The 23,754-nt window shown below is 60.1% G+C and carries 23 protein-coding genes and 1 pseudogene; 17 read left to right on the top strand and 7 right to left on the bottom strand.

What is annotated here, in order from left to right; genetic code table 11:
* Nucleotides 1–52 precede the first annotated feature (52 nt).
* The 12 genes and pseudogenes from EM858_RS07215 to EM858_RS07160 all read left to right on the top strand — a co-directional run bounded on the left by EM858_RS07215 (nt 53) and on the right by EM858_RS07160 (nt 11,956).
* Nucleotides 53–922 carry an IclR family transcriptional regulator gene (locus tag EM858_RS07215; protein ID WP_164865348.1) on the top strand — a complete coding sequence of 290 codons (870 nt, stop codon included), beginning with the start codon at nt 53–55 and terminating at the stop codon, nt 920–922.
* Between the two features lie 210 nt (nt 923–1,132).
* Entirely contained in the window at nt 1,133–1,873 is a 741-nt protein-coding gene (locus tag EM858_RS07210) for an autoinducer binding domain-containing protein (RefSeq protein ID WP_080817594.1), read from the top strand.
* Nucleotides 1,874–1,951: 78 nt separating this feature from the next.
* Nucleotides 1,952–3,175 carry a CmpA/NrtA family ABC transporter substrate-binding protein gene (locus tag EM858_RS07205; RefSeq protein ID WP_127756285.1) on the top strand — a complete coding sequence of 408 codons (1,224 nt, stop codon included), beginning with the start codon at nt 1,952–1,954 and terminating at the stop codon, nt 3,173–3,175.
* A gap of 118 nt (nt 3,176–3,293) precedes the next feature.
* Complete coding sequence (locus EM858_RS07200) at nt 3,294–4,439, top strand: Mrp/NBP35 family ATP-binding protein (RefSeq protein WP_127756284.1); 1,146 nt, start codon at nt 3,294–3,296, stop codon at nt 4,437–4,439.
* Nucleotides 4,440–4,779: 340 nt separating this feature from the next.
* Nucleotides 4,780–5,757: a magnesium transporter CorA family protein gene (locus EM858_RS07195; RefSeq protein ID WP_164865347.1), complete on the top strand. Its 978-nt coding sequence runs from the start codon at nt 4,780–4,782 to the stop codon at nt 5,755–5,757.
* Nucleotides 5,758–5,856: 99 nt separating this feature from the next.
* Nucleotides 5,857–7,692 (top strand): annotated as a pseudogene (locus EM858_RS07190) (potassium transporter Kup); the annotation flags it as partial.
* A gap of 146 nt (nt 7,693–7,838) precedes the next feature.
* Nucleotides 7,839–9,002: a cell wall hydrolase gene (locus EM858_RS07185; RefSeq protein ID WP_164865346.1), complete on the top strand. Its 1,164-nt coding sequence runs from the start codon at nt 7,839–7,841 to the stop codon at nt 9,000–9,002.
* A 270-nt stretch (nt 9,003–9,272) separates the two neighbouring features.
* Nucleotides 9,273–9,638, top strand: a complete 366-nt coding sequence (locus EM858_RS07180) for an AtpZ/AtpI family protein (protein WP_035261818.1) — start codon at nt 9,273–9,275, stop codon at nt 9,636–9,638.
* A 60-nt stretch (nt 9,639–9,698) separates the two neighbouring features.
* Nucleotides 9,699–10,448, top strand: a complete 750-nt coding sequence (locus EM858_RS07175; RefSeq protein WP_003521045.1) for a F0F1 ATP synthase subunit A — start codon at nt 9,699–9,701, stop codon at nt 10,446–10,448.
* 72 nt (nt 10,449–10,520) lie between these two features.
* Nucleotides 10,521–10,748 (top strand): F0F1 ATP synthase subunit C, encoded by a 228-nt coding sequence (locus tag EM858_RS07170; RefSeq protein WP_003494147.1) that lies wholly within the window; start codon nt 10,521–10,523, stop codon nt 10,746–10,748.
* 79 nt (nt 10,749–10,827) lie between these two features.
* A complete protein-coding gene (locus tag EM858_RS07165) occupies nt 10,828–11,469 on the top strand; it encodes a F0F1 ATP synthase subunit B (RefSeq protein ID WP_059760786.1) in 642 nt (213 codons plus the stop codon).
* A gap of 1 nt (nt 11,470) precedes the next feature.
* Nucleotides 11,471–11,956 (top strand): F0F1 ATP synthase subunit B, encoded by a 486-nt coding sequence (locus EM858_RS07160; RefSeq protein ID WP_020810758.1) that lies wholly within the window; start codon nt 11,471–11,473, stop codon nt 11,954–11,956.
* An 18-nt stretch (nt 11,957–11,974) separates the two neighbouring features.
* Here EM858_RS07160 and EM858_RS07155 read toward each other — a convergent pair whose 3' ends face one another.
* The 4 genes from EM858_RS07155 to EM858_RS07140 all read right to left on the bottom strand — a co-directional run bounded on the left by EM858_RS07155 (nt 11,975) and on the right by EM858_RS07140 (nt 15,696).
* Nucleotides 11,975–12,244, bottom strand: coding sequence for a hypothetical protein (locus EM858_RS07155; protein ID WP_127756280.1), 270 nt, complete (start codon nt 12,242–12,244; stop codon nt 11,975–11,977).
* A gap of 46 nt (nt 12,245–12,290) precedes the next feature.
* On the bottom strand, nt 12,291–13,466 hold the full coding sequence (locus EM858_RS07150; protein ID WP_127756279.1) for a peptidase S41: 1,176 nt from the start codon (nt 13,464–13,466) through the stop codon (nt 12,291–12,293).
* Nucleotides 13,467–13,548: 82 nt separating this feature from the next.
* Complete coding sequence (locus tag EM858_RS07145) at nt 13,549–14,202, bottom strand: ribonuclease HII (RefSeq protein ID WP_127756410.1); 654 nt, start codon at nt 14,200–14,202, stop codon at nt 13,549–13,551.
* 336 nt (nt 14,203–14,538) lie between these two features.
* Complete coding sequence (locus EM858_RS07140) at nt 14,539–15,696, bottom strand: PA0069 family radical SAM protein (RefSeq protein ID WP_164865345.1); 1,158 nt, start codon at nt 15,694–15,696, stop codon at nt 14,539–14,541.
* A gap of 287 nt (nt 15,697–15,983) precedes the next feature.
* Here EM858_RS07140 and EM858_RS07135 point away from each other — a divergent pair, with 287 nt between their 5' ends.
* Nucleotides 15,984–16,502, top strand: coding sequence for a hypothetical protein (locus EM858_RS07135; RefSeq protein ID WP_003521054.1), 519 nt, complete (start codon nt 15,984–15,986; stop codon nt 16,500–16,502).
* Between the two features lie 15 nt (nt 16,503–16,517).
* Here the strand turns inward: EM858_RS07135 and EM858_RS07130 are convergent, their stop codons facing one another.
* The 3 genes from EM858_RS07130 to EM858_RS07120 are packed head-to-tail and all read right to left on the bottom strand — an operon-like array spanning nt 16,518 to nt 19,640.
* Entirely contained in the window at nt 16,518–17,951 is a 1,434-nt protein-coding gene (locus EM858_RS07130) for an FAD-binding oxidoreductase (protein WP_127756278.1), read from the bottom strand.
* A gap of 50 nt (nt 17,952–18,001) precedes the next feature.
* On the bottom strand, nt 18,002–18,979 hold the full coding sequence (locus EM858_RS07125) for an L-threonylcarbamoyladenylate synthase (protein WP_127756277.1): 978 nt from the start codon (nt 18,977–18,979) through the stop codon (nt 18,002–18,004).
* A 52-nt stretch (nt 18,980–19,031) separates the two neighbouring features.
* The gene (locus EM858_RS07120) at nt 19,032–19,640 is read right to left on the bottom strand and encodes a DUF6656 family protein (RefSeq protein WP_035262032.1); all 609 of its coding nucleotides are present in this window, start codon (nt 19,638–19,640) and stop codon (nt 19,032–19,034) included.
* A 332-nt stretch (nt 19,641–19,972) separates the two neighbouring features.
* Here EM858_RS07120 and EM858_RS07115 point away from each other — a divergent pair, with 332 nt between their 5' ends.
* The 4 genes from EM858_RS07115 to EM858_RS07100 all read left to right on the top strand — a co-directional run bounded on the left by EM858_RS07115 (nt 19,973) and on the right by EM858_RS07100 (nt 23,698).
* Nucleotides 19,973–21,217 carry an aromatic ring-hydroxylating dioxygenase subunit alpha gene (locus EM858_RS07115; RefSeq protein ID WP_078051484.1) on the top strand — a complete coding sequence of 415 codons (1,245 nt, stop codon included), beginning with the start codon at nt 19,973–19,975 and terminating at the stop codon, nt 21,215–21,217.
* Nucleotides 21,218–21,224: 7 nt separating this feature from the next.
* Nucleotides 21,225–22,307 (top strand): hybrid-cluster NAD(P)-dependent oxidoreductase, encoded by a 1,083-nt coding sequence (locus EM858_RS07110; RefSeq protein ID WP_035237666.1) that lies wholly within the window; start codon nt 21,225–21,227, stop codon nt 22,305–22,307.
* A gap of 187 nt (nt 22,308–22,494) precedes the next feature.
* A complete protein-coding gene (locus EM858_RS07105; protein WP_080817564.1) occupies nt 22,495–22,959 on the top strand; it encodes a BA14K family protein in 465 nt (154 codons plus the stop codon).
* Between the two features lie 223 nt (nt 22,960–23,182).
* Nucleotides 23,183–23,698, top strand: coding sequence for a BA14K family protein (locus tag EM858_RS07100; RefSeq protein WP_080817560.1), 516 nt, complete (start codon nt 23,183–23,185; stop codon nt 23,696–23,698).
* Nucleotides 23,699–23,754 lie beyond the last annotated feature (56 nt).

The following is a 23,754-nucleotide window of genomic DNA, read 5'->3' as shown; positions in this document are numbered from 1 at the left end:
TTATTTGGAACTAGATTTTACTAAATGGAATTATTCTCTTGGCGTCACGCTTATGTCAAGGCAGATGATGGTGGATGTTGCCATGCCCGATAATAAAAAGCCCAATGGGCAAAAGCCTGATACGGTTCCGGTGACGCAACGGAAAGCCGGAGTTGAGACGGGCACCCTCGGCAAGGCCGTTTCGCTGCTGGAGCTGATCGCCTTTGCTGAAAAACCGATGCGCTTTACCGATGTGGTCGAAGCCTGCGGCCAGCCGCGGGGCACGGTTCACCGCCAGCTCGCCCATCTTGTCGCCGAAGGCCTTGTCGATCACGCTGCCGATCAGACCTATGCCGTGGGACTGAGGTTGCTGCAACTGGCCGCGAAAGCCTGGAGCGGCAACGACCTGCGCAGCGTCGCGGCCCCCCATCTGGCGGCGCTGCAGGAGATGACGCAGGAGTCGGTACATCTCGCCGTGCTGAACGGCAGGCAGGTCACCTATCTCGACAAGATGGAGGGCCGGCATACATTACGCATGCATTCGCAGGTCGGCAAAACCTCGCCAGCCTATTGCACCGGGGTGGGCAAGGCGGCGCTGTCGTTGCTCTCTGCCGACGATCTGGCGCAGCTGGCTGGGGAACTGGATTTTCATCGCTTCACGGAAAGCACCGTCACGACGCCGGAAGCGCTGATGGCGGAGGTGGCGACCATTCGCGACAACGGCTACGGGTTCGACCTTCAGGAGCACGAGATCGGAATTCACTGTGTCGCCGCGCCGGTCCGGGCGCCTGGGCGCAATTTTCGCGCGGCGATTTCCGTCACCGGCCCGGCCTATCGCGTGGATGTGGAACAGCTCCGCAAATGGGCGCCGCTGGTGCGCGAGACCGCCGACAGGATTTCCGACGATCTTGCCTGCAGATTATCCCCGGTTGCGGATGGTTGAAGAAAACAGGGCGCGCAGTCCCTGGATTTTCCCGTGCAGAACGGCCGCCATGCACCCATTCGGATGCGTTCGATATTATTTTCGACTATTCTGAATTAAGTTTTCAACTTTTGTTTGCATGAATCGTTTTGGTGAGTAACATCCGCAACAATTTCCGGGCAAGGGCGGGCCTTTGCGGCGGCATTTTCTCATTCTCGAAGAACAGCTTTGATGCAGAAAACAGAGACGGCCGCCGTTCAGTCGATTGGTGTTGATTGCGTTCGCGAGATCGCCGATCTCAACACGCAATTCGATATATTCCGGTTTCTGAAACGGCTGACGGAGGCCTGGGAATTCAGGGCTTTCATGGTGCTCGACCTGTCTTCGGAAGTGGCGAGCGAACTGTCGCAATATACGATCATCACCAGCTGGCCGGCCGAGCTTCTGCAGCGTTACGATGAAGAGGGCATGCTCCAGACCAGCCGGGTGATGGCGCAGTTGAAAAAATCGACCGTCCCCTTTTCCGTCTCCATGGATTTTCTGGTCAGGGGCGACGGAGAAATCGCCAAAAAAACCGTGATCAACCTTTTCGAACGGTTCGAGATGATCAATTCGGTCTGGTTCCCCGTTCACGACATCACCATGCGGCGCGGCGCGGTATCCTTTTCCGGCAACAAGACCGCTGTGCCCGCCAGCCGGCTTGCCGAGCTTTTTTACATTTCCAGCCATGTCTTTGCCCGGCTATCTGAAATCCGTCGCCTCGATCTCAGGGTTCCCGAAACCCTGAGCGAGCGGGAAATCGACTGCCTGAACTGGACCGCCGCCGGCAAGACCAGCGCCGAAATCGCTGAAATCATGATGCTGTCGGAACATACCATCAATCATTACCTAAACCGCGCGACGAAAAAACTCGACACGGTCAACCGCACCCAGGCCGTCGCAAAAGCGCTGCGGGTCGGCCTGATAAAATAGCGAAATCTTAATTTTATCATTGTGATAAACCGCTTCCTGGGCGATCCTCTTTTCGAATCACCGGAAAGGAGAAATCGTTTGCCGGAACGGCATAAGGTAAAAGCAGGATTTTCTCCGACTATCGATTGCGCCGTGCTGATAGCCGCTGCCGAAAAAGGCTTTGCTGCCGATGAAGGCATAGAACTCGAACTTTTCCGAAAACAGTCCGCCCGCGCCGTGCTTGCGGCGCTCGGCGAGGATGGCGTTCACGTCGCACATCTGCCCGCTCCGGTTCCGGTTGGATCCGCTGTCGGCCTCGACGATCTGCCGGCCGATATTGTCGGCGTTTTCACGCTTTCCCTCGGTGGATCGGCGACGACCGTTTCCCACGGATTTTATGACGAACTCTACCGCGAAGGGCTGAAGCTGCCGGACCCGGCGGCTTTTGGACGCGCCATGGCCCGTGTCTGCGCCGCGCGCCGGGCGGCGGGTGGAAATCCGCCGGTCTTTGCGGTCGAGGATATCGTCTCCACGCCGTTTTATGCGCTGCGTTACCTGCTCGGAAGCTGCGGCGTGCTGCTCGGCCGCGATATGGAAATCGTCGAGGCCCTGCCGAAGGCGATGCCGGCGCTCCTGGAAAGCGGCAAGGTCGATGCGCTCTGTACCGCCGAACCGGCGGGCAGCGCCGTGGTGCTCGGCGGCGCCGGCCGGATCGTCACCACCGGGGCGTTGATCTGGCACAATGCGCCGGAAAAGATACTGGCCGCGAAGAAGCGGTGGACGGAGGACAACCCAGCCCTTCTCGAAGGGCTGCTGCGCGCCCTTTACCGCGCTGGCGAATGGTGCGCCAATGCCGCCAATATCGAGGAACTCGCGGGTATCCTCGCCGCCCCTCAATATATGGATGATAACGGCGAATTCCTGCTGCCGGCGCTGACAGGCTATATTTCCACCTCGCAGCGGGACATGCAGCGTTTTCAGGAGTTTTTCGTGACGAGCGCCAAGGCCGCCAATTTTCCCTGGCAGAGCCAGGCCCTGTGGTTCTTCAGCCAGATGTTGCGCTGGGGCGAGGTTTCCGCCGATTACCGGTTCGATCCCGCCATGGTGGAGGCGGCCCGCAACGCCTACCGGCCGGATATTTTCCGCAAGGCGATGAAGCCGCTTTTCGTGCCGGTGCCGGGTGCCAATCTGAAGCTCGAGGGCACGTTGCGCGAGCCTGTTCACGTCGGCGCATCGCGCACGGGTCTGGTGCTCGGCCCCGACTGTTTTTTCGACGGCCATGTTTTCGATCCGGAAACGCTGGCGATGGACGACGAAATCTGAAACCGCAGCGTTAAATCGTCGCGAATGCCGGACTGTCGCGCTTTGGCATTGGCGAAGCGCTCCGGCTTGTCTATGGATGGCACGCAATACCGGTCGGATGATGAAGCGGAGCAGGAATATGGCAGAGGTCAGCAAGAGCCAGGTGGAAAAGGCGCTGGAAGCGGTAATTTATCCCGGCAGCGGCAAGAGCATCGTCGCACTCGGCATGGTCTCGGAAATCTTCATCGCCGATGCGAAGGCCTATTTCTCGATCACTGTCCCGGCCGACAAGGCTGCGGAGATGGAGCCGTTGCGGCTTGTCGCCGAACAGGCGGCCAAGGGCGTTGAGGGCATCGTCGGCGCGGTCGTGGCGCTGACGGCCGACCGCAAGCCCGGCCAGCAGCAACCCGCACCCGCACGCCCCGCCGCCGCACGCCCCGCCGCCGCAACCGGCCGGCCGGCCCAACAGCCCGGCTCATCGAAGGTGGGCGTACCGGGTGTGCGGGCCATCATCGCCGTCGCCTCGGGCAAGGGCGGGGTGGGCAAGTCGACGACCGCGGTCAATCTGGCGCTCGGTCTTCAGGCGCTCGGCCTCAAGGTCGGCATGCTCGATGCCGATATTTATGGCCCCTCGTTGCCGCGACTGCTGAAAATTTCCGGCCGCCCGCAGCAGCAGGAAGACCGCATCATCCTTCCCATGGAAAATTACGGGCTGAAGGTCATGTCCATGGGCTTTCTGGTGGATGAGGAAGCCGCGATGATCTGGCGCGGGCCGATGGTGCAGTCCGCCCTCATGCAGATGCTGCGCGAAGTGGCCTGGGGCGAACTGGATGTGCTGGTGCTGGACATGCCGCCCGGCACGGGCGATGCGCAGCTTACCATCGCCCAGCAGGTGCCGCTCGCCGGCGCCGTCATCGTTTCCACGCCGCAGGATCTGGCGCTGATCGACGCACGCAAGGGCATCACCATGTTCCGCAAGGTGGAGGTTCCTCTCCTCGGCGTCATCGAGAACATGAGCTATTTCATCGCGCCCGATACCGGCGCGCGCTACGATATTTTCGGCCATGGCGGCGCGAAGGCGGAGGCTGAAAGGATAGGCGTGCCCTTCCTCGGCGAAGTGCCGCTCACCATCTCCATCCGCGAAATGTCGGACGCCGGAACGCCGGTCGTCGCCGCCGAGCCCGATGGCCCGCAGGCCGCGATCTATCGCGATATTGCCGAAAAAGTCTGGGCGCGCATCGGTGCAGGCGAGAGAAAAGCGGCGCCGAAGATCGTTTTCGAATAGCGCGGCAATCATGGACGGAAAATCGGGCAGGTGTCTGCCCGCTTTGAATAATCCTTTGAAAACAGAAGATTAATCGCCAGTATCGGGCAGGCTTTCCGGATTTGAACTGCAGAAATGCTTCGCCTGCAATGCTGTCGAGAAAAAATATTGCTTGATTGCATCTCGCTTTGGGCGCATACGCCTGCGCCGTTTGGCTCTTGGTCCATCGGGCTGGCGAGATTGTGAAAATCCCGCTCGTTCCGGCGTTGCCTGAAGTGTCGTCCAAGGGTTTGCCGAGCGCAAACAGGATATGTTAAGCAGCATTGCGGCTGAAGCCTGCAATGTGGAGCGGAGAAACGGATTGATAAAAGCCTATCGCGCCAATTGCGAGGCGATCAGCCTGTCGTCAGACGACGGCTCCGGACAGATTCCCGACGACATCGTCTGGATCGATCTCGTCAATCCCGACAGGGCGGAAGAGCAGCACGTGGAAAAGCTGCTGGGCGTGGAACTGCCGACGCGCGAAGACCTGAAGGATATCGAGCCTTCCAGTCGTCTCTATATGGAAGACGCCAATGTCTTCATGACCGCCTCTCTGGTGTGGAAGGCGGATTCGGATGATCCGCGCCTCACCGACGTCGCCTTCGTTCTGGTTGGCACGCGTCTGGTGACAATCCGTTATGCCGAGCCGAAATCGTTCCACCTTTTCATTGCCGCCATTACCCGCGCGCCGCACGAAATGCGCAGCGGCACGGCGCTGCTTTTGAAGCTGCTCGAAACCATCGTCGACCGCACGGCGGAAATTCTCGAAAACTCGGTTACGGGGATCGACAATCTCGCCGCCGACATTCTCGGCAGCCAGGCTCGTTCCAAACGCAAGGCGCCGCGCTATCTCGAAGACCGCCTGACCAACATCGCCGCCTATCACCGGCTGATCTCGAAGGTCCGCGTCAGCCTCGCATCGCTGGCGCGGCTCCAGACCTTCCTCTCCACCAGCGATCAGGCTCGCGAGGACAAGGGGGCGAGGGAACAGGGCAAGTCGATCGGGCGCGATATCCAGTCGCTGAACGAACATGCCTCCTTCGTTTCCGGCAATCTGACCTTCCTGCTGGACGCCTCGCTTGGTATCATCAACATCGAGCAGAACAGCATCATCAAGATTTTTTCCATCGCTTCGGTGGTGTTCCTGCCGCCGACGCTGGTGGCCTCTGTTTATGGAATGAACTTTCAGCTCATGCCGGAGTTGAACTGGACATTCGGTTACCCACTCGCGCTCATCGTCATGCTGATGTCCGCCATCATCCCGTTTCTCTTTTTTCGTTGGAAGGGCTGGCTCTGAGGAGCCAGGATCATCATGTCCCAGATCGTTGACAAGGATCTTGCCGAGAAACCGGATGCGGATGACGAGCACAGGAACAAGGGGCTTTATGCCGCGATCCTTGGTTCCATCGGCGTCGTCTATGGCGATATCGGCACCAGCCCGCTCTACGCCTTCCGCGAGGCCCTGCGGCCAATTGCCTATGATGGCGTGACGCAGGAAGAAGTCATCGGCCTCACATCGCTGATGATCTGGTCTTTGACCATCATCGTCACCTTCAAATACATTACCCTGCTGCTGCGCGCCGACAATGACGGCGAAGGCGGCACGCTGTCGCTGCTGGCGCTGCTGATGAAAACGGCGGGCACCCACCGCAGCGTCCTCATCGTGCTCGGCCTCATCGGTGCGGCGCTGTTTCTGGGCGATGCCATGATTACCCCGGCGCTTTCGGTGCTTTCGGCGGTGGAGGGCCTGAAGCTCGTCACGCCGGAAATGGACGCCTTCATCATCCCGATTTCCGTCGGCATTCTCATCGGCCTCTTCGCCATCCAGTCCCACGGCACGGGCACGGTGGCGAAATTCTTCGGGCCCATCACCGCCGTCTGGTTCATCGTCATGGGGCTGGCCGGTCTCCTCCATATCGCCGATGATTTCAGCATCCTCTTTGCCTTCAACCCATGGCATGCGGTGGAGTTTCTGGCCAATGAAGGCTTCTACGGCATCGTTGTGCTTGGCGCGGTCTTCCTGACGATCACCGGGGCGGAAGCGCTTTACGCCGATCTCGGCCATTTCGGCCGCCGTCCCATCCAGTGGGCGTGGTTCTGTCTGGTTTTTCCGGCATTGACGCTGAACTATCTCGGGCAGGGCGCGCTGGTGCTGAAAGACCCGGCGGCGATGTCCAATCCCTTCTATCTGATGTTCCCGCAATGGGCGATCCTGCCGGCCGTCATTCTGGCGACCGCCGCCACCATCATCGCCAGCCAGGCGGTCATAACGGGCGCGTTTTCGCTGGTGCGTCAGGCGATCCATCTCGGTTATCTGCCGCGCATGGAAATTCTCTTCACCTCGGAAACCAATACCGGGCAGATTTACCTGCCGGCCGTCAACACCATCCTGCTGTTCGGCGTCGTCGCTCTCGTGCTCACCTTCAAGAGTTCCGATGCGCTGGCCACCGCTTATGGTATCTCGGTTACCGGCGCGATGGTCGTCACCAGCCTGATGTTCTTCGAATTCGTGCGCAAGCGCTGGCAATGGTCGGTCTGGCTGGCAATTGCCGTGCTGGCCCCGCTTTTGGCGCTGGAGCTGATCTTCCTCGGCGCGAACCTCCTGAAGATTCACGATGGCGGTTATGTGCCGGTGCTGCTGGCAATCGCCTTCACCGTCATCATGACCACCTGGCAGCGCGGCTCGAGAATCCTCTTCGCCAAGACCCGCCGCATCGATGTGCCACTGAAGGCTTTCATCGCCTCGGTGGAAAAGGAAAGCGCCCATGCGCCGGTGCGCGTGCCCGGCACGGCCATCTTCCTCACCGGCGATCCGGAAACGGCGCCGGCGGCCCTGCTGCATAATCTCAAGCACAATCACGTCCTTCACGACAAGAACGTCATCCTGACGATCCGCACCGAAGACCAGCCGCGCGTTCACCCCGAAGATCGTTATACGCTGACGAAGATGAGCGACCGTTTCGCCGTGGTCGAACTGCATTTCGGCTTCATGGAAACCCAGAACGTCACCCAGGCGCTGGGCTATCTCCGGCGCACCGGCTACAAGTTCGACATCATGTCGACCTCGTTTTATCTCGGGCGGCGCAAGCTGGTGCCGGATCCGAAATCGGGCATGCCGGGCTGGCAGAACCGCCTGTTCATCGCGCTGGCCGAAACCGCCGCTGATCCCTCGGATTACTTCCGCTTGCCGGCAAACCGCGTGGTGGAACTGGGCTCGCACGTCGTGGTCTGAGCATTAGAAGATGGTTACACATTAACGTGAAGCCGCGTCCGTGCGCGGCGTTAACCAAGCATCAAGGTTAATAAGAGATTCTCGAACACCTGTAGCAAATATGGTTGTCGGTGTTCGGAGTGCTGGTTTTGCGTTCGAAAAGAGTAATGCGTCGTCGGTCCCCCGTGTCCCTTCAGGGGTGGGCGTCAAAATGGACCTCGCCCGTCGTCTTCGGCCTTGCCGCCTGGCTCGTTTTTCCCTCCCTCGCTGCGCGCGCGGATCTGGCCTCGCTTCTGGCTGGTCTGGACAAGGGCGGCGAGCAATGGCGCATGGTGCTGACGGCCTCTCCGGCGGGCTCGGTGCACAATGCCTCGCTCACCTTTAACGATGCGGCAGGGGAGGCGGCGCTGCAAGGCGGCGGCATGACCCTGCCCAATGGCAGCAAGGTCGCCTTCGTCACCAACAAGAAGGGCGAGGCAACGACGCCCGACAGCGAGCGCGTCAACCGCGCCGCCAAGAAGGGCCGCATCGTCGCCACAGAAATCATGCAGCCGCCCAAGGCCTTCACCGCCGGTTCCGTCCTGCAGCGCACCAGCATGCTGGATATCGAGCCGCTGAAGCGCAAGGACCGCACCGCTTTCGTCAAGCCGAAGCGCGGCAAGGACGTGGAACTCGCCTCCTTCTATTTCCGCCGCGAGGAAAAAAAGGCGGACAGAAGCGTCTCGCCAATGCTGGCGGAGCTCATCACCAATCGCACGCCGGATATTCTCGCCACGGCCTATGCGCCGGCCGAACCGGATTTTGCCCGCGAGTCGCCCTTCGACGCCATTCTCAAAAAGCCCGAGGCTGGCCGTTTCGTGCCGCAGATCGACGAGGATGACCACGCCTGGGCAGCCACCCCGCTGCCCGCCACCGTGTTTTCCGCAGCCGAACAGCAATGCCTTGCCTCCGGCATCTATTTCGAGGCGCGCGGAGAATCGGTGAAGGGACAGGCGGCGGTGGCGCAGGTCATTCTTAACCGCGTGCGCAATCCCGCCTATCCGAAAACCATCTGCGGCGTCGTCTATCAGAACAAGGACTGGCGTAACCGCTGCCAGTTTTCCTTCGCCTGCGACAATATCAAGGACCGCGTGAATTCCGAACGCCACTGGAAAATGGCGCGCGAAGTGGCCATGGCCACCACCGCCGGCAAAATCTGGATGAAGGAAGTGGGTTCGGCAACCCATTATCACGCCGTTTATGTGCGTCCCGCCTGGGGCCGCACGATGAAGAAGGTCGGCAGAATCGGATTGCACGTCTTTTACCGTACCTATGGTGGCGGCTGGAGCTGATACCACCGTCGATTTGTCGCATTTTGCGTGTCAAAAATGCCGATTCCTTTGCGAAACATCGCGGTCAAACGGCGATTTGAGGTCAAGCTGTTGTTTTTTCACGATTAATTTGTGCTGCAACATCCGTCACCAGTGCCTTGACTAGAGAAGCCCCTAAAACTATGTTGCGCGCGACTTCAGAGCGGGCTGGAACAGGCTTAATCCGTCACCGTTTACAACTCCAAAGGGTTCTGGCATGGCTGGAATGGAGAAAATGGGTGGGATTTTAAGATGACTGGCAACCGTGACGATAGTCTGGACGAGCGCCGCAAGCGCCTTGCTGACGAGTTGGCCAAGGTGAAGGCGGAGGATGAGGCGGAAGTGAGGGCGGAGACCAACGCTGCGGAAAGCCGGAAGGGCTTTGCGATGGCGGTTAAGCTCTCATCGGAGTTCATTTCGGCCATCGTGGTCGGCGCTATGCTGGGTTATCTTCTGGACTATTTTGCCGGCACGACGCCGTGGGGGATGATCGTTCTTCTTCTTCTCGGTTTCTGCGCAGGCGTATTGAATGTGTTGCGCTCGACGGGCGCGGTGGCCAAGCCGCCGCTGCTGGAGAAGGCGGACAGGCGAGACGAGGGTGGAAAAGGCGGCGTTTAAGCTGTTTTTTCTTGCAGTTGAGATGCCGCGACAGGCGGCGACAGGTAAAGAGGGCAGCCGGTGGCAAACGATCCGACCCATCAGTTCTTGGTGCAGCCGATCATTCCGATCGAAATTGGCGGCGTCGATTTTTCCTTCACCAATGCGTCGCTCTTCATGGTCGCGACCGTGGCTGCGGCTTCCGGTTTCCTTTATTTCGCAACGTCGAACCGCGGTCTTATCCCGACCCGCATGCAGTCCGTTGCTGAAATGTCCTATGAATTCATCGCCTCCATGCTGCGCGAAGGCGCCGGCAAGAAGGGCATGGTGTTCTTCCCCTTCGTCTTCTCGCTGTTCATGTTCGTGCTGACGGCCAACCTTCTTGGCATGTTCCCGTATTTCTTCACGGTCACCAGCCAGATTATCGTCACCTTCGCGCTTGCCTGCCTCGTCATCGGCACGGTCCTGGTTTACGGTTTCTGGAAGCATGGCCTGCATTTCTTCGGCATCTTCGCCCCGTCGGGCGTGCCCAAGGCGCTTTTGCCGCTTGTGGCGTCGATTGAAATGATCTCGTTCCTGTCGCGCCCCATCAGCCTTTCGGTTCGTCTTTTTGCGAACATGCTGGCCGGCCACATCACGCTCAAGGTTTTCGCAGGCTTCGTCGCCTCCATGAGCGCGCTCGGCGCGCTCGGTGTCGGCGGTGCAGTCCTGCCTCTCATCATGACGGTCGCCATGACCGCTCTCGAATTTCTCGTTGCCTTCCTGCAGGCTTATGTCTTCGCGGTACTGACTTGCATGTACCTGAACGACGCCGTGCATGGTGGTCACTGAGAAGTAAAGTCGCTGGCCCCGGCAACGGGCGTCAAAAACAGCCGCAACAACCAATATCTCAAGGAGTCTCACATGGAAGCGGAAGCAGCAAAGTACATCGGCGCAGGTCTCGCATGCCTCGGCATGGCTGGTACGTCCCTCGCACTCGGCCGTATCTTCGGTGATTACCTGTCCGGCGCACTGCGCAACCCCTCTGCTGCCGACAGCCAGTTCGGCCGTCTGGTATTCGGCTTCGCCGTTACGGAAGCTCTGGGCATCTTCTCGCTGCTCGTTGCTCTCCTTCTCCTGTTCGCTGTCTAATATCGGCATCAGGTCTGGATCACGGCCCGCAAATGGCGTGCCGTGATCCTTCGCATTTGCAGTACCCCTGGAGGTGAGCATGTTCGTGACCGAGGCTTATGCCCAGTCAGCACCGACCGTAGGTGAAACGCATACGGAAACTCCGGCTGTCGGCCAGCCGCAACCGGAAGCCACGCACACGGAAACCGGTGTGGCGCACGGCGCCGAACACGGCGCTTCCGGCGTATTCCCGCCGTTCGATCAGTCTACTTATGCATCGCAGGTTCTCTGGCTGGCGATCACGTTCGGCCTTTTCTACCTGCTCATGCAGAAGGTCATCGTTCCACGCGTCGGCGGCATTCTCGAAAACCGTCACGGACGCATCGCACAGGATCTCGATGAAGCGGCACGGCTGAAAAGCGAAGCCGACGCTGCCGTCGAAACCTATGAAAAAGAACTCGCGGCTGCCCGCGCCAAGGCAGGCTCCATCGGCGCTGCGGCCCGTGACGCCGCAAAGGCGAAGGCCGATGCCGACCGCGCCGCTATCGAAGCCGGTCTTGCCGAAAAGCTTGCCGCCGCCGAAAAGCGCATTGCCGGCATCAAGGAACAGGCATTCGCCGATGTCGGCGCAATCGCCGAAGAAACCGCGACCGCGATTGTCGACCAGCTGGTCGGCGCCAAGGTCAAGGACACGGACGTCAAGGCAGCGATTGCCGCCGCTTCGAACGTGAAGGGAGCCTGATATGGCATTTGATGCATCATTTTTCGCTCTCGTCGGTCTCGTCCTCTTCTTCGTTCTGGTCGCCTATCTCAAGGTTCCCGGCATGCTCGCCAAGTCTCTGGACGAGCGCGCCCAGAACATTCAGGACGAGCTGGCCGAAGCCAAGCGCCTGCGCGAAGAGGCCCAGCACCTGCTGGCCGAATATCAGCGCAAGCGTAAGGAAGCAGAAGCCGAAGCCGCAGGTATCGTTGCCGCCGCCGAGCGCGAGGCCGCAGCCCTGACGGAAGAAGCCAAGCAGAAGACGGAAGAATTCGTCGCCCGCCGCACGGCCCTTTCGGAACAGAAGATCAAGCAGGCCGAAGACGACGCCATCGGCGCCGTCCGCGCCGCCGCCGTGGATATCGCCATTGCCGCTTCCGAGAAGCTCATTGCCGAAAAGACCACCGCCGCCGCAAAGGCCAAGCTTTTCACCGCCACCATCGGCGAAGTGAAGTCGAAGCTGAACTGAGACTTATCTCGGTATTGTTCAAAGCCCCTCCGGCGCAAGCCGTGAGGGGTTTTTTGTTTGAGGTGGTAAGGCTGTGGTTCCGGATGTGGTGAAGCCTGAACTGTGGAAATGCGGCATTCGCTCCAGCAGGCCTCCCTCGGAGGTGGCGGTGATCGGCTTTAGTGTTTTTTGATGCGGAATGTCGGATTGCGCTTCCGCTTTGCGCCAGAAGCGGATGGATGAAGTGTGCGTCGCCTGATTGCCGCGGCGCCGAAAGCGAAAGCGGCCTTTCCATACCTGGCGCAGCATTTTCCGAGGGTCGACCGTCAGCAGTGTGGGCTGAGCCGCCGCTCGTCTAATCGTTCAGACTCTTTAGAACTTGTTGATAGAACGCGCCTTGTGCATTCTCAGCAGTCGACCTTATGACCCCTTCCCAATCCAAATTCAGTTTTCCTGCCGGGACCATTTGCTGCGCGATTTCAGCCGGTGTGGTTTCGTTGCTGGTTCCGTTCTCCCAGTCGTGAAAGGCTGATGAGTATCGAACGACCGCTCCGCTAGTCGGCAAATCGAGCAATCCTCCCTCGGCAAAAAAACTCAACCCGTCGCCCATTTCTTCCCCGATGAGTTTGAGCCTATGTCCCAAACGATGTTTGAGGATGGCCACAAACACTATCGCTGCGGAAAACGTGAATTTGTCGACAAGCACAGCAATCTGCCTGCCTGCGTTTTCAGAGATGGCGTCGATCAAGGGCATCGTTTGAAGGAAGTCGCCACCCGTGTTTCCGCGAACGTCAATCAAGAGTTTTTTGTTCGGGCAGGTGCTTACATGCTCCGCTGCACCGGAGATGGCTTTCGGCAGCGCAGTTTCGGCTGGGTCGAAGAAACTTGGCAATGATATTGAAAACCCAAGCCCCTGCCAGTCCTTAATCTCTACAAATCTCTCGGGTTTCCAGGCCGGATCAGTCTTGCCATGCTCATTTCTCGGGTAGAGCATCGATGCAGGAACCGTATGCCCGTTCTCCACTTTCAAATCGGTTATCCGCCCATTCTCGTCTTTCACGCGATATTCAGTCGTGTTCTCTTTTGAAGAAAAACCGAGGTGAGCCAATGCATACGGCCATGCGAGAAGAATCGGACCGATGACCCGTTTCCTCTGGCGTGTTCCCGCCAGAAATTTCTCTGCGGCGGCTTCAATTTGGCCCAAAGGTGTGCCGTTGACTGCTATCAGCTCTCCTCTTGGCGCAGTTGTTTCCAGTGCCGTGTCAGTTAACTGCACCACCGTCCCGACGCTCACAAACCTCAGCGGGAGCACCGCGATGGAATCGTTCGGGATCAGCCGTGTGTGGCCGTTGTCGGGAAGTGCGAGCAGGCGCATCGCGGAGAACAGAAAGGCCTCTTCGGAGCCCTCCAAAGCGTATCGTCGAGTGTCACAAATGCAGCTGTCTATCGTGGCCTGCTCGATCCGCCTAAAGCTGGGATCGGTTGGCAGGACAATTTCCAGAATTTTCTCGAGGTCTTGCGTCAGGGACATGATCTACGGTGCGCATAGTTGCTCGTCGATGTCCAGATCGGGTCGATAGCGGAGGTTCTGGTTGGAACTCAATTACTTGTCATCACTCCCGCTTCAGTGGCCTGAAACTCATCCGGTGCAGATCGCAAGGCCCGTGGCTTTCGATGGCGCGCAGGTGGGCTGGTGTGCCGTAACCGGCATGGCCTTCAAAGCCGTAGGATGTGTGCACCACACCCGCGCGTTCCATCATCCGGTCGCGTGTCACCTTGGCGATGATAGAGGCTGCGGCGATGGAGAGGGAGCGGGAATCGCCCTTGATGACGGCTTTGGCCTCGCAGGCGATGCCGGGCGGGCGGTCGCGGCCGTCGGCCAGCACGAGGGCAGGGGAGATTTCGAGACCGAGCACGGCGCGGCGCATGGCGTCGAGGCTGGCGCGCAGAATATTCATGCTGTCGATCAGGCCGGGGCCGGAAGAGGCGACGGATACGATCGAGGTTTCCATGATCTGTACGAACAGGCTTTCCCGCTTCTGCTTCGTCAGCTTCTTGGAATCGTCCATCCCCTTGGGAATATTGTCCGGATCGAGAATGACGGCTGCCGCGACCACCGGTCCGGCCAGAGGTCCCCGGCCTGCTTCATCCGTGCCGGCCACGGGCCAGAGGCCCTTCTTTTTCGCTTCCAGTTCGAAGGAAAAATCCGGACCGGTATCGGCAAGATCAAAAAGAGCAGGAGAATCGGGTGTGGCCGTGCGTTTCATGCGGCGAAACTGGCACACACACCCGATCTCCTGCAAGCCCCCGGAAGCGGGCGATGACAGGCGCGGTGAGCCGGGGTCGAGGGGCGTGGCTCACCGTGCCCCGAAGGTCATCATGACCTTTGATCCTCCAACGGGGCGGCGGAGGAAAAACGATCGCACGCGAGGCGGCGGTTCCGGGGGCGATGTCCGGCGGGCCAGGGAAAACCCGCCGGGCATTTCGTGGGAGCGTGGCCGGTCTAAAAAAGAGGCCGCCGCTCCCTGTCATATTCTGCCTGATATCGCCGCACGTTCCGTATGGTGCTTCGATCAGGCGGGATTGTTTTCAGCGTCGGTCTTTCAAAGCAGCGACAATTGCACGCCTGCACCGCCCGGCGGCACGAAGAGATCGTCACGCAGGTGGATGCCGCGGCGGATGAGGCCGAGCCTTTTTGTCGCCATCTCGAAACGCCTGCCGATCTGCCAGGCATAGGGGCCGGCGCCCTTCATGCGTTTTCCGAATTCCGCGTCGTAGTCCTTGCCGTCGCGCATGGAGCGCACCAGCGACATGACATGACGGTAGCGGTCCGGATAGTTGCGCAGCAGCCAGTCGCGGAACAACGGGCTCACCTCCAGCGGCAGACGCAAAAGCACATAAGACGCTTCGGTGGCGCCGGCGGCCTTGCCGGCCTCGAGAATACGCTCGATCTCATGATCGTTGAGCGCCGGGATGACAGGCGCCATCATCACGGCCACGGGAATGCCGGCCTCGGTCAGCGCCTTGACGGCTTCCAGCCGCTTCTCCGGCGTGGCGGCGCGCGGTTCCATGTTGCGCGCGAGCTTCCGGTCCAGCGTGGTGACGGAAATACCGACCTTGGCGAGCCCCTTTTTTGCCATGGGCGCCAGAATGTCCATATCCCGCTTGATCAGCGCCGATTTGGTGACGATGGCGACGGGATGATCGGCCTTGGCCAGCACTTCCAGTATCTGTCGCATGATGCGCCATTCGCGCTCGATCGGCTGATAGGGATCGGTATTGGTGCCGATGGCGATCACCCGCGGCTTGTAGCCCGGCTTAGCCAGTTCCCGTTCCAGCAGCTTTGCCGCATCCGGCTTGGCGAAGAGCTTGGCTTCGAAATCCAGCCCGGCCGAAAGCCCCATATAGCTGTGCGTAGGGCGCGCAAAACAATAGATGCAGCCATGTTCGCAGCCGCGATAGGGATTGATGGAGCGGTCGAAGGGGATATCGGGCGATTCATTGCGGGTGATGATGCTGCGCGGCTTTTCCACCTGCACTTCGGTGCGGAACTCCGGCATGTCCTCGAGAGTCTGCCAGCCATCGTCGAAAACCTCGTGCTGCAGGGTCTCGAAGCGTCCATCCGGGTTCAGCCCGGCACCACGGCCGCGACGGCGGTCGATCTCGATGCGCAGGCCGGATGCATCGGCCAACGCATTGGCAATATCCGGCATATGGCTCGGCTGGAAGGCAGCCTGCCCCGAAAGCGTATGGTTTCTCATCTGGATGCTCCCAGGACGCCGCACGCCTCTCAAGGCAGGCTCAACGCCCTAAACCGTTTCCATCCGGACAGGCTTTCAACCGCCTTCCGAATGATTAAATTCCTACATCAGGAATGAGAACAATACAAGAACAAAATTGCAAATTCGGCTCGTTCTCCAGAGATGGATGTGACCGCGACAGGCGCGGCCACGTCTGGAGACTGCGCGGTCGGTGGGAAGGACAGCCCTGGATTTTACCGCGATGAGCACAGTGGCAATTTATTGTGCGATGCGTTAGAGCTATGCAGATGTTGACAGTCATAATGGAATGCCGGGATCACGAGCCGGAATTGGCGCACACATTGTCTGCGCTTGTAACCGGGGCCGTGGAAGGGCTTGTAAGCGATGTTGTGATTCTCGATCACGGTTCGCGCGATGGATCGTCGCGCGTAGCCGATGCGGCCGGCTGCCGTTTTTATGGGCAGTGGGACATCGAAGACGTGGTGAAGTCCGCACGCGGCGGCTGGCTGCTTCTGATCGAGCCGGGCGCGCGCCCGCAGGCGGGCTGGATCGACGAGATTCTCGAATATGTGGCGATCTGCGCGCAGCCGGCGCGTTTCTCGCCCTCGCGCTATCACCGGCGCAATGTTTTCAGCCGTATGCTGCGGCGTATTCCGCCCTTGGAACACGGGTATCTTCTGCCAAAGAAGCATGCGGTGTCGATTGCGAAATCGGGCATGAGCCTGACGCAATTTGTCGGCGCGCAGAAACCGCGCCGGCTGAATGCGGAAATGGTGCCCGCCTGGGCGCTGCGGGCCTCGGCCTAACCTCGGGGGGCTGCTTTACCCGGCCAGAACCTTGCCGGGGTTCATGATGCCGGCGGGGTCGAAAGCGTGCTTGATGCGCCGCATCAGCTCCATCTCGATGCCGGGGCGGATGGCGGCCAGTTCGTCGCGCTTCAATTGCCCGATGCCGTGTTCGGCCGAAATGGAACCGCCGAGCGACAGCACGATGCCGTGCACGATCTCGTTCATGTCCCGCCAGCGGCCAATGAATTCGGCCTTGTCGGCACCCACCGGCTGGGAAATATTGTAGTGAATATTGCCGTCGCCCAGATGTCCGAAGGCGCAGACGCGGGCGCCGGGTATGGCGGCAAGAACCGCCTTTTCCGCCGTCGCCATGAATTCCGGTATTTTTGAAACCGGAACGGAAACATCGTGCTTGATCGAGCCGCCTTCGGGTTTCTGCGCCTCCGACATGCTTTCGCGCATGTGCCAGAGCGCCTGCCGCTGCGCTTCGGAAGCGGCGATCACCGCATCCTGAACCAGCCCGGCCTCAAAACCGCGCTCCAGCAGCGATTGCATCATGCTATCCGCCGTTTCGGCCGAGTCGGAGGTGGAAATATCGATGAGCGCGTACCAGTCATGCGGCTGTTCCAGGGGATCGCGCACGCCGGGAATATGCCGGGCGGTGAATTCGACGCCGATTCGCGGCATGAGTTCGAAACCGGTCAGCGCCGTGCCGCAGAGATTGGAAGCCATCTCGAACAGCTTCAGCGCGTCTTCGGTGGAGCTGAGACCGGCAAAGGCCACCTGATGGCCGAGCGGTTTCGGAAAGAGCTTCAGCACCGCACCCGTGATGATGCCAAGCGTGCCTTCGGAACCGATGAAGAGATCGCGCAGATCGTAACCCGTATTGTCCTTTTTCAGCCGGCGCAGCCCGTTCCAGATTTCGCCGGTCGGCAGCACCACTTCCAGCCCGAGGCAAAGCTGGCGCATGTTGCCATAGGCGAGCACCGCCGTGCCGCCGGCATTGGTGGCGAGATTGCCGCCGATGCGGCAGGACCCTTGAGAGCCGAGCGACAGCGGGAACATGCGCTCCACGGAATCAGCAGCCTTGTGAATGTCATCGAGAATGCAGCCGGCATCGGCGACGATGATATTGGCGACCGGATCGATATCGCGAACACGGTTCATGCGCTCCAGCGACAGGATGATGTCCGTTCCTTTGGCACGGGGCGTCTGGCCGCCCACGAGGCCGGTATTGCCGGTCTGCGGCACGATGGCGGTGCCGGTCTCGCTGGCGAGCTTCAGGATGGCGGCAACCTCTTCAACCGAACCGGGCTTGATGAGCAGCGGCGAGGCGCCGCGATAAAGCCCGCGATTTTCCACGAGGCGCGGCGCCATTTCCGCCGGGTCGCGGACCGCGTTCTTTTCGCCGACAATGGCGGTAAAGCGGTCGAGGATGTCGGAGGAGGGGATGGCGGTGGTCGTCATGGGCGGCGTCTCGCTGTCTTTTGAAACATGGGCGAAAGGATTGGGTGCCGTCAGCCTCGCGGCGCGGCGGCGCGGGAAAGGCGGTCGTTGATCGCCTCTCCGAGACCATGGGTGGGAATGGCGGTGATGGCGATCATGTCTGCGCCGCTCGCATCGGCGGCTTTCAGATAATCGAAGAGATTGGCGGCGGCCTCGGAAAGATCGCCGGAAGGGCTGAGATCGAGCACGGTGCGCGCCGTCTCTTCGCCGGCAATGGCGATGCCGCCGAAGCGGATCAGCGCTTCGCCCGGCAGAACCGATGTGGCGTGAAGGCGTACGGCAGCACCCGGCGCGTAATGCGAGGCCAGCATTCCCGGCGCTTCAATGGCGGCGGCGGCTTTTTTCGGCCGTTCGAGCCGTTTGCCGGCAATGCGCTCTATGTCCGCGGTAACGATGCCGCCGGGACGAAGCAGCCGCACCCGGCCATCCTCTTCCACCTTGACGATGGTGGATTCCACGCCGACGGCGGCCGCGCCGCCATCGAGAATGAGATTGATCTTCTGGCCGAGATCCGCCTCCACATGGGAGGCACTTGTGGGGCTGATCTTGCCGGAACTATTGGCGCTGGGGGCGGCGAGCGGCCTGTCGAAGCGTCGGATCAGATCGCCGGCAAAACCCTGGGGCACACGAATGCCGACCGTATCGAGACCGGCTGTCGCCAGCGAATGAATGTCGCTTGCCGGTTTCAGCGGCAGCACCAGCGTCAGCGGGCCGGGCCAGAAGGCCTCGGCGAGCTTCAGCGATATGGGATCGAAGACGGCGTAACGTTCAGCCATGGCGATATCGGCCATGTGGCAGATCAGCGGGTTGAACTGCGGCCGGCCTTTCGTCTCGTAAATGCGGGTAATCGCCGCCGGATTGGTGGCGTCGGCGGCAAGGCCGTAGACGGTTTCCGTCGGCAGGGCGATGGGCTGGCCGGCGGCAAGCTCCGCCACGGATGCCTGCAGGGCCGTTTCCCGCTCTTTCTCTATATCGATATGACGCGCCATGATGCTGCCTTTCAGGGCGTCAATAGCGTATTTCAGAGGCCTATGGAAAGTTTTATATCGCCTTGATGATCCTGCGCATCTCCTCGGACCGCGCGCCGAGCATGAGCACGTTTTTCAGCGCCACGCGCGGATCGTGAGTCTGGAACAGCAGGCCGCCGCGATGCACGGAGGTATCGACGGCGATCTCCTGATCGGGAAGCGCATTGATGGCGACGGCGAAATACATCCGCGAATAGCGCGCATCGATATTTTCGAAGAAGTTTTCGGCCCCGCTCAATTCGGCGAAGAAATTCGCGAAATAGAAGGACCAGAGCACATGGCGCTCGGCATCGAAGCTGGTTTTCGCCGCCGTGACGTGACAATAGCCGAGATGCGGCCGGTCATTGAGCAGATGGTGAAAAACCATCTTCGGAAAACGGATGGACTGGTGAAAGCCGTTCAGACGGCTGTGGGTGGCATCGGCGGCAGCTTCCAGCTTTCGCCCGGTCAGCGCAGCCACTTCGTCATGGCTGTAATAGACGCGTTCTTTCGGCAGCCATCGCTCTTCATAACGGCTGATACGCCCTGTCCGCAGGAAATCGGAATGCGCGGTCTTCGAGCGTATCGGTGTGACCGAATGCCTGCTCGCATCGAAATAGCGTATGCGTGTCGCCTTCTCCACCGGGAACACCCTCGTTGCTGTCGATCCGGCAAGATAATTTAGGGCGCGTTAATACTCCGTTGCGCCGCATCCCCCGTTTTTTTATGGGTGGGGAGCAGGACGCGCGCCATCATGCGTCATATTGCGACGTCATTTCCGTCATTGAATAGCCGTCGGATTTCCCAGCGGAATGGGCTGAGAGGGCGAATTGCGCATGTCGCAATTTGTCGCCAATGCGGAAGGTAATGTCGCTGTTTGTGCTGCCGCAAATGAGCGCCGGTGTTTAGATGAGGGCATGCTTCCGCAACCCCGCAAATGGTGTCGGGCAGGGCGGTTTGATCGAGGATTTGGCCATGGAATTGCGTGATACCGTATTGCGCCAGCTGAAAAACCGCCGCGAAGGCTTCAGCCTGGAACAGCCCTTCTACACGGACCCGGATTATTTCAAGCTGGATATGGAAACGATCTGGTATCGCGACTGGCTGTTTGTCGGCCATGATTGCGAAGTGCAGAAGTCCGGCAGCTATTTCACCGTGCAGGTCGGCGCCTATTCCGTGGTCATCGTTCGCGGCCGTGACGGGCAGATCCGCGCCTTCCACAATTCCTGCCGCCATCGCGGCTCGCGCGTCTGCACCACGCAGAAGGGCCAGTCGGCCCGCCTCGTCTGTCCCTATCATCAGTGGACCTACGATCTCGACGGCAAGCTGCTTTTTGCACGTCACATGGGCGAAGAGTTCGACAAGGGCGATTTCGGCCTGAAGCCGGTCGCCTGCGAAACCGTCGCCGGTTACGTCTTCATCTGCCTTGCCGATCAGCCGGCCGATTTCGAGCCCATGCGCAAGGAAGTCGAGAGCTACATGGCGCCGCACCGCATCTGGGAAGCGAAGGTCGCGCATGAGAGCACGATCATCGAAAAGGGCAACTGGAAGCTCGTCTGGGAAAATAACCGCGAGTGCTACCATTGCGCCGCCAACCACCCGGAACTCTGCCGCACCTATCCCGAAAACCCGAGCGTGACGGGAACGGACGGCGGTGCGAGCGATCCCGAGATCGGCGGCCACTGGGCGCGCTGCGAGGCCGCCGGCCTGCCGAGCCGTTTCAAGATCGACCCCAAGGGCCAGTTCCGCGTCGCCCGCATGCCGCTGATCGGCGAGGCGGAAAGCTACACCATGTCCGGCAAGCGCGCCGTGCGCCGGCCGCTGTCTGACGATGTCAGCATCAGCCATATCGGCGCGCTGCTCCTGTTCCATTATCCGACGACCTGGAACCACTTCCTCGGCGACCACACCATTTCCTTCCGGGTGCTGCCGCTCAGCGCCACGGAAACCATGGTCACCACCAAATGGCTGGTGCACAAGGATGCCGTCGAAGGCGTGGACTACGATCTCGAGGATCTCACCCACGTCTGGAACGAGACCAACGACCAGGACCGCCGCATCGTCGAGGAAAATGCCTTCGGCATTCGTTCCCCGGCCTACGAGCCCGGCCCCTATTCCATGGAGGACGAGGGCGGCGTGATGCAGTTCGTCAACTGGTACTCCGATTTCATGGTCGACCGGCTCTCGGGCGATAAGGCCCGGCTTTCGGCTGTAGCGTGATGCGAAGATGAATATGGTTGTGACCTATAAGCATATTGACGAGATGAAGCCATGGAGCGACAAGCTCCAGCTTCTGGAGTGCATCTCGGTGACGCCCGAGACGCCTGATGTGATGACGTTCCTGTTCCGCTCGGAGGATCAGAACTGGTTCCGTTATCTGCCGGGGCAGTTCGTCACCTTGGAATTGCCGGTGGGCAAGGAGCCGCTTTACCGCACCTACACATTGTCCTCCAGCCCGTCACGGCCCTATGCGCTGTCGGTCACGGTCAAGGCGCAGGCCAACAGCATCGGCACGCGCTGGATGTTCGACAACCTGAAGCCCGGCATGAAAATCCGGGCGCTCGGGCCGCTCGGCGACTTTTCCTACGTCAAGCATCCCGGCGACAAATATCTGTTCATCTCGGCAGGATCCGGCGTTACGCCGATGATGTCGATGGTGCGCGACATGAGCGACCGCGCGCCGCAGAGCGATATTGCCTTCATCAATTGTTCGCGCACACCCGGCGATATCGTTTTCCGTCACGAGCTGGAATATCTCGCCCGGTTCATGCCGAACCTGTCTCTCGGCTTCATTGTCGAGAAATGCGGCCGCACCGATCTGTGGTCCGGCCTGAAGGGCATGGTCGACAAGGCCAAGATCGCGCTGCTCGCGCATGACTTCATGGAGCGCACCGTCTTCTGCTGCGGGCCGGAGCCGTTCATGGCCGCCGTCCGCTCGATGCTCGATGCCTCCGGCTTCGACATGAGCCGCTATCATCAGGAAAGTTTCGCGCCGGCTGCGCCGGTCACCGTTGGTGAAACTGTCCTCACCGGGGCGGATGGCGAGGCGCTGTCGATGGTGGGTTTCACCCTTTCCGGCAAAGAAATGCCCTGCCAGCCCGGCCAGACGGTTCTGATGACGGCGCGCGCCGCCGGGGTCCGTATCGGGGCGGCCTGCGAGTCCGGGATTTGCGGCACCTGCCGGGTGCTGAAGCTTTCCGGTGAGGTGGAGATGAACCACAATGGCGGCATTCTCGATGAGGAAATCGAGGAAGGCTATATTCTCGCCTGCTGCTCACGCCCGTTGACCGACGTAAAGGTGGAAGCCTGACACGAGCAGGCGTTTCATCTTCATCCGCCTTTCACCGGATGGTTGTCTTGGAACCAAATTTCTCTAAACTCGTTTGCACGTCATCGAATTCTTTTCGGGCATGAAACGGGGCTGTCCCATATCTCCGACAAGAGCGAGTGGGTGAAAAGGCGCGGGTCCAACGCGCTGAAGCAAACGGAGGAAGATCATGATGAATTTCCGGACAACGAGCGTCGCCACGGCGATGATCGTGTTCCTCACCAGCTTTACGCCGTCGCAGGCGTTCCAGGTCCCTGTTCCGATGCCCAAGCCGGCGGTTTCGACCGACAATGTCGTGCCGGTGCAGTACCGCGAATGGGACCGCCGATACGACCGCAGGCACGGCGACCGCATGTATCGCCCGCGCCCCCCGCGTGACGGCTGGTATAATGGTCACCGTGGTTATCGCGATCGCCGCCCCGGTTACCGTTATCACAATGGTTACTGGTTCCCGCTGGCAGCCTTCGCGGCAGGCGCGATCATTGGCGGCGCCATGCAGCAGCCGCGCCCGGCCTATGGCGGCAGCCATGTTTCCTGGTGCCAGAACCGCTGGCGGTCCTACCGCGCTTACGACAATACCTATCAGCCGAACAGCGGTCCGCGTCGCATATGCGTATCGCCTTACAGCCGCTGACAGGATTTTCGAAAGCCCGGATTTTGATCCGGGCTTTTGTTTTCCGGCTGCCTGATCGGGTAAACGAAGCGTGATGGGATCGTTAATGCTGGGTTCAGGCGAAAACGCCTAGCCTGCAACCTGCAATGTTACAGCCAGACCGAAAAACTGGCCGAATGAGAATAAAAAAGTGTTATTATTCACGGAGAACGGCCTGTTGACCGTCGTGAATGGAGGAAGTCAGATGAGAAGCTATATGAAGAATATCCTGGCTGTCGGTCTTTCTGCGATTGTGGTTGCGGGAGCGATTGTTCCGGCGGAAGCAGCAATGCCTTTGCCGATCGCGCCGAAGAGCGTTGAGACCGCCGGCAATGATGCAAGCCAGAATGTCGTGAATGTCCAATATTGGCGTGATCGCGACGGCTGGGGCGATCGTCGCGGCTGGTATCGCGGCCACCGTGGTTATCGCGATTACCGCCCGGGCTATCGTCACCATGACGGTTACTGGTTCCCGCTCGCAGCCTTTGCGACGGGCGCGATCATCGGCGGCGCACTCTCGCAGCCGCGTGAAGTCTACCGCCCGGTACCGGAATATCGTCCGCGCCCGGTCTATCGCGAATATCGCCCGGTCCGCCGCGGCGGGCTGAGCCAGGCGCATGTGAACTGGTGCTATGGCCGCTATCGTTCCTACGATGCCTATAGCAACACGTTCCAGCCTTACCATGGTCCGCGCCAGCCCTGCTATTCGCCTTACAGCTGATAGAACACAGGCTGAAATTGAAAGAGCCGTCCGGTCATTGCCGGGCGGCTCTTTGC

It is taken from the genome of Agrobacterium sp. CNPSo 2736 (assembly GCF_004005385.1).
Classification (GTDB): Bacteria; Pseudomonadota; Alphaproteobacteria; order Rhizobiales; family Rhizobiaceae; genus Agrobacterium; species Agrobacterium leguminum.
The sequence above is the reverse complement of the archived record's forward strand: the minus strand, read 5'-3'. Positions and strand labels throughout refer to the sequence as shown.

Excerpts from the sequence above, each read along its gene's own strand:
- EM858_RS07215 (WP_164865348.1), top strand. The coding sequence starts at position 53 with ATGTCAAGGCAGATGATGGTGGATGTTGCCATGCCCGATAATAAAAAG.
- EM858_RS07210 (WP_080817594.1), top strand. The coding sequence starts at position 1,133 with ATGCAGAAAACAGAGACGGCCGCCGTTCAGTCGATTGGTGTTGATTGC.
- EM858_RS07200 (WP_127756284.1), top strand. The coding sequence starts at position 3,294 with ATGGCAGAGGTCAGCAAGAGCCAGGTGGAAAAGGCGCTGGAAGCGGTA.
- EM858_RS07185 (WP_164865346.1), top strand. The coding sequence starts at position 7,839 with ATGCGTCGTCGGTCCCCCGTGTCCCTTCAGGGGTGGGCGTCAAAATGG.
- EM858_RS07180 (WP_035261818.1), top strand. The coding sequence starts at position 9,273 with ATGACTGGCAACCGTGACGATAGTCTGGACGAGCGCCGCAAGCGCCTT.
- EM858_RS07170 (WP_003494147.1), top strand. The coding sequence starts at position 10,521 with ATGGAAGCGGAAGCAGCAAAGTACATCGGCGCAGGTCTCGCATGCCTC.
- EM858_RS07165 (WP_059760786.1), top strand. The coding sequence starts at position 10,828 with ATGTTCGTGACCGAGGCTTATGCCCAGTCAGCACCGACCGTAGGTGAA.
- EM858_RS07160 (WP_020810758.1), top strand. The coding sequence starts at position 11,471 with ATGGCATTTGATGCATCATTTTTCGCTCTCGTCGGTCTCGTCCTCTTC.
- EM858_RS07155 (WP_127756280.1), bottom strand. The coding sequence starts at position 12,244 with ATGCTGCGCCAGGTATGGAAAGGCCGCTTTCGCTTTCGGCGCCGCGGC.
- EM858_RS07150 (WP_127756279.1), bottom strand. The coding sequence starts at position 13,466 with ATGTCCCTGACGCAAGACCTCGAGAAAATTCTGGAAATTGTCCTGCCA.
- EM858_RS07145 (WP_127756410.1), bottom strand. The coding sequence starts at position 14,202 with ATGAAACGCACGGCCACACCCGATTCTCCTGCTCTTTTTGATCTTGCC.
- EM858_RS07140 (WP_164865345.1), bottom strand. The coding sequence starts at position 15,696 with ATGAGAAACCATACGCTTTCGGGGCAGGCTGCCTTCCAGCCGAGCCAT.
- EM858_RS07135 (WP_003521054.1), top strand. The coding sequence starts at position 15,984 with ATGTTGACAGTCATAATGGAATGCCGGGATCACGAGCCGGAATTGGCG.
- EM858_RS07130 (WP_127756278.1), bottom strand. The coding sequence starts at position 17,951 with ATGACGACCACCGCCATCCCCTCCTCCGACATCCTCGACCGCTTTACC.
- EM858_RS07125 (WP_127756277.1), bottom strand. The coding sequence starts at position 18,979 with ATGGCGCGTCATATCGATATAGAGAAAGAGCGGGAAACGGCCCTGCAG.
- EM858_RS07115 (WP_078051484.1), top strand. The coding sequence starts at position 19,973 with ATGGAATTGCGTGATACCGTATTGCGCCAGCTGAAAAACCGCCGCGAA.
- EM858_RS07110 (WP_035237666.1), top strand. The coding sequence starts at position 21,225 with ATGAATATGGTTGTGACCTATAAGCATATTGACGAGATGAAGCCATGG.
- EM858_RS07105 (WP_080817564.1), top strand. The coding sequence starts at position 22,495 with ATGATGAATTTCCGGACAACGAGCGTCGCCACGGCGATGATCGTGTTC.
- EM858_RS07100 (WP_080817560.1), top strand. The coding sequence starts at position 23,183 with ATGAGAAGCTATATGAAGAATATCCTGGCTGTCGGTCTTTCTGCGATT.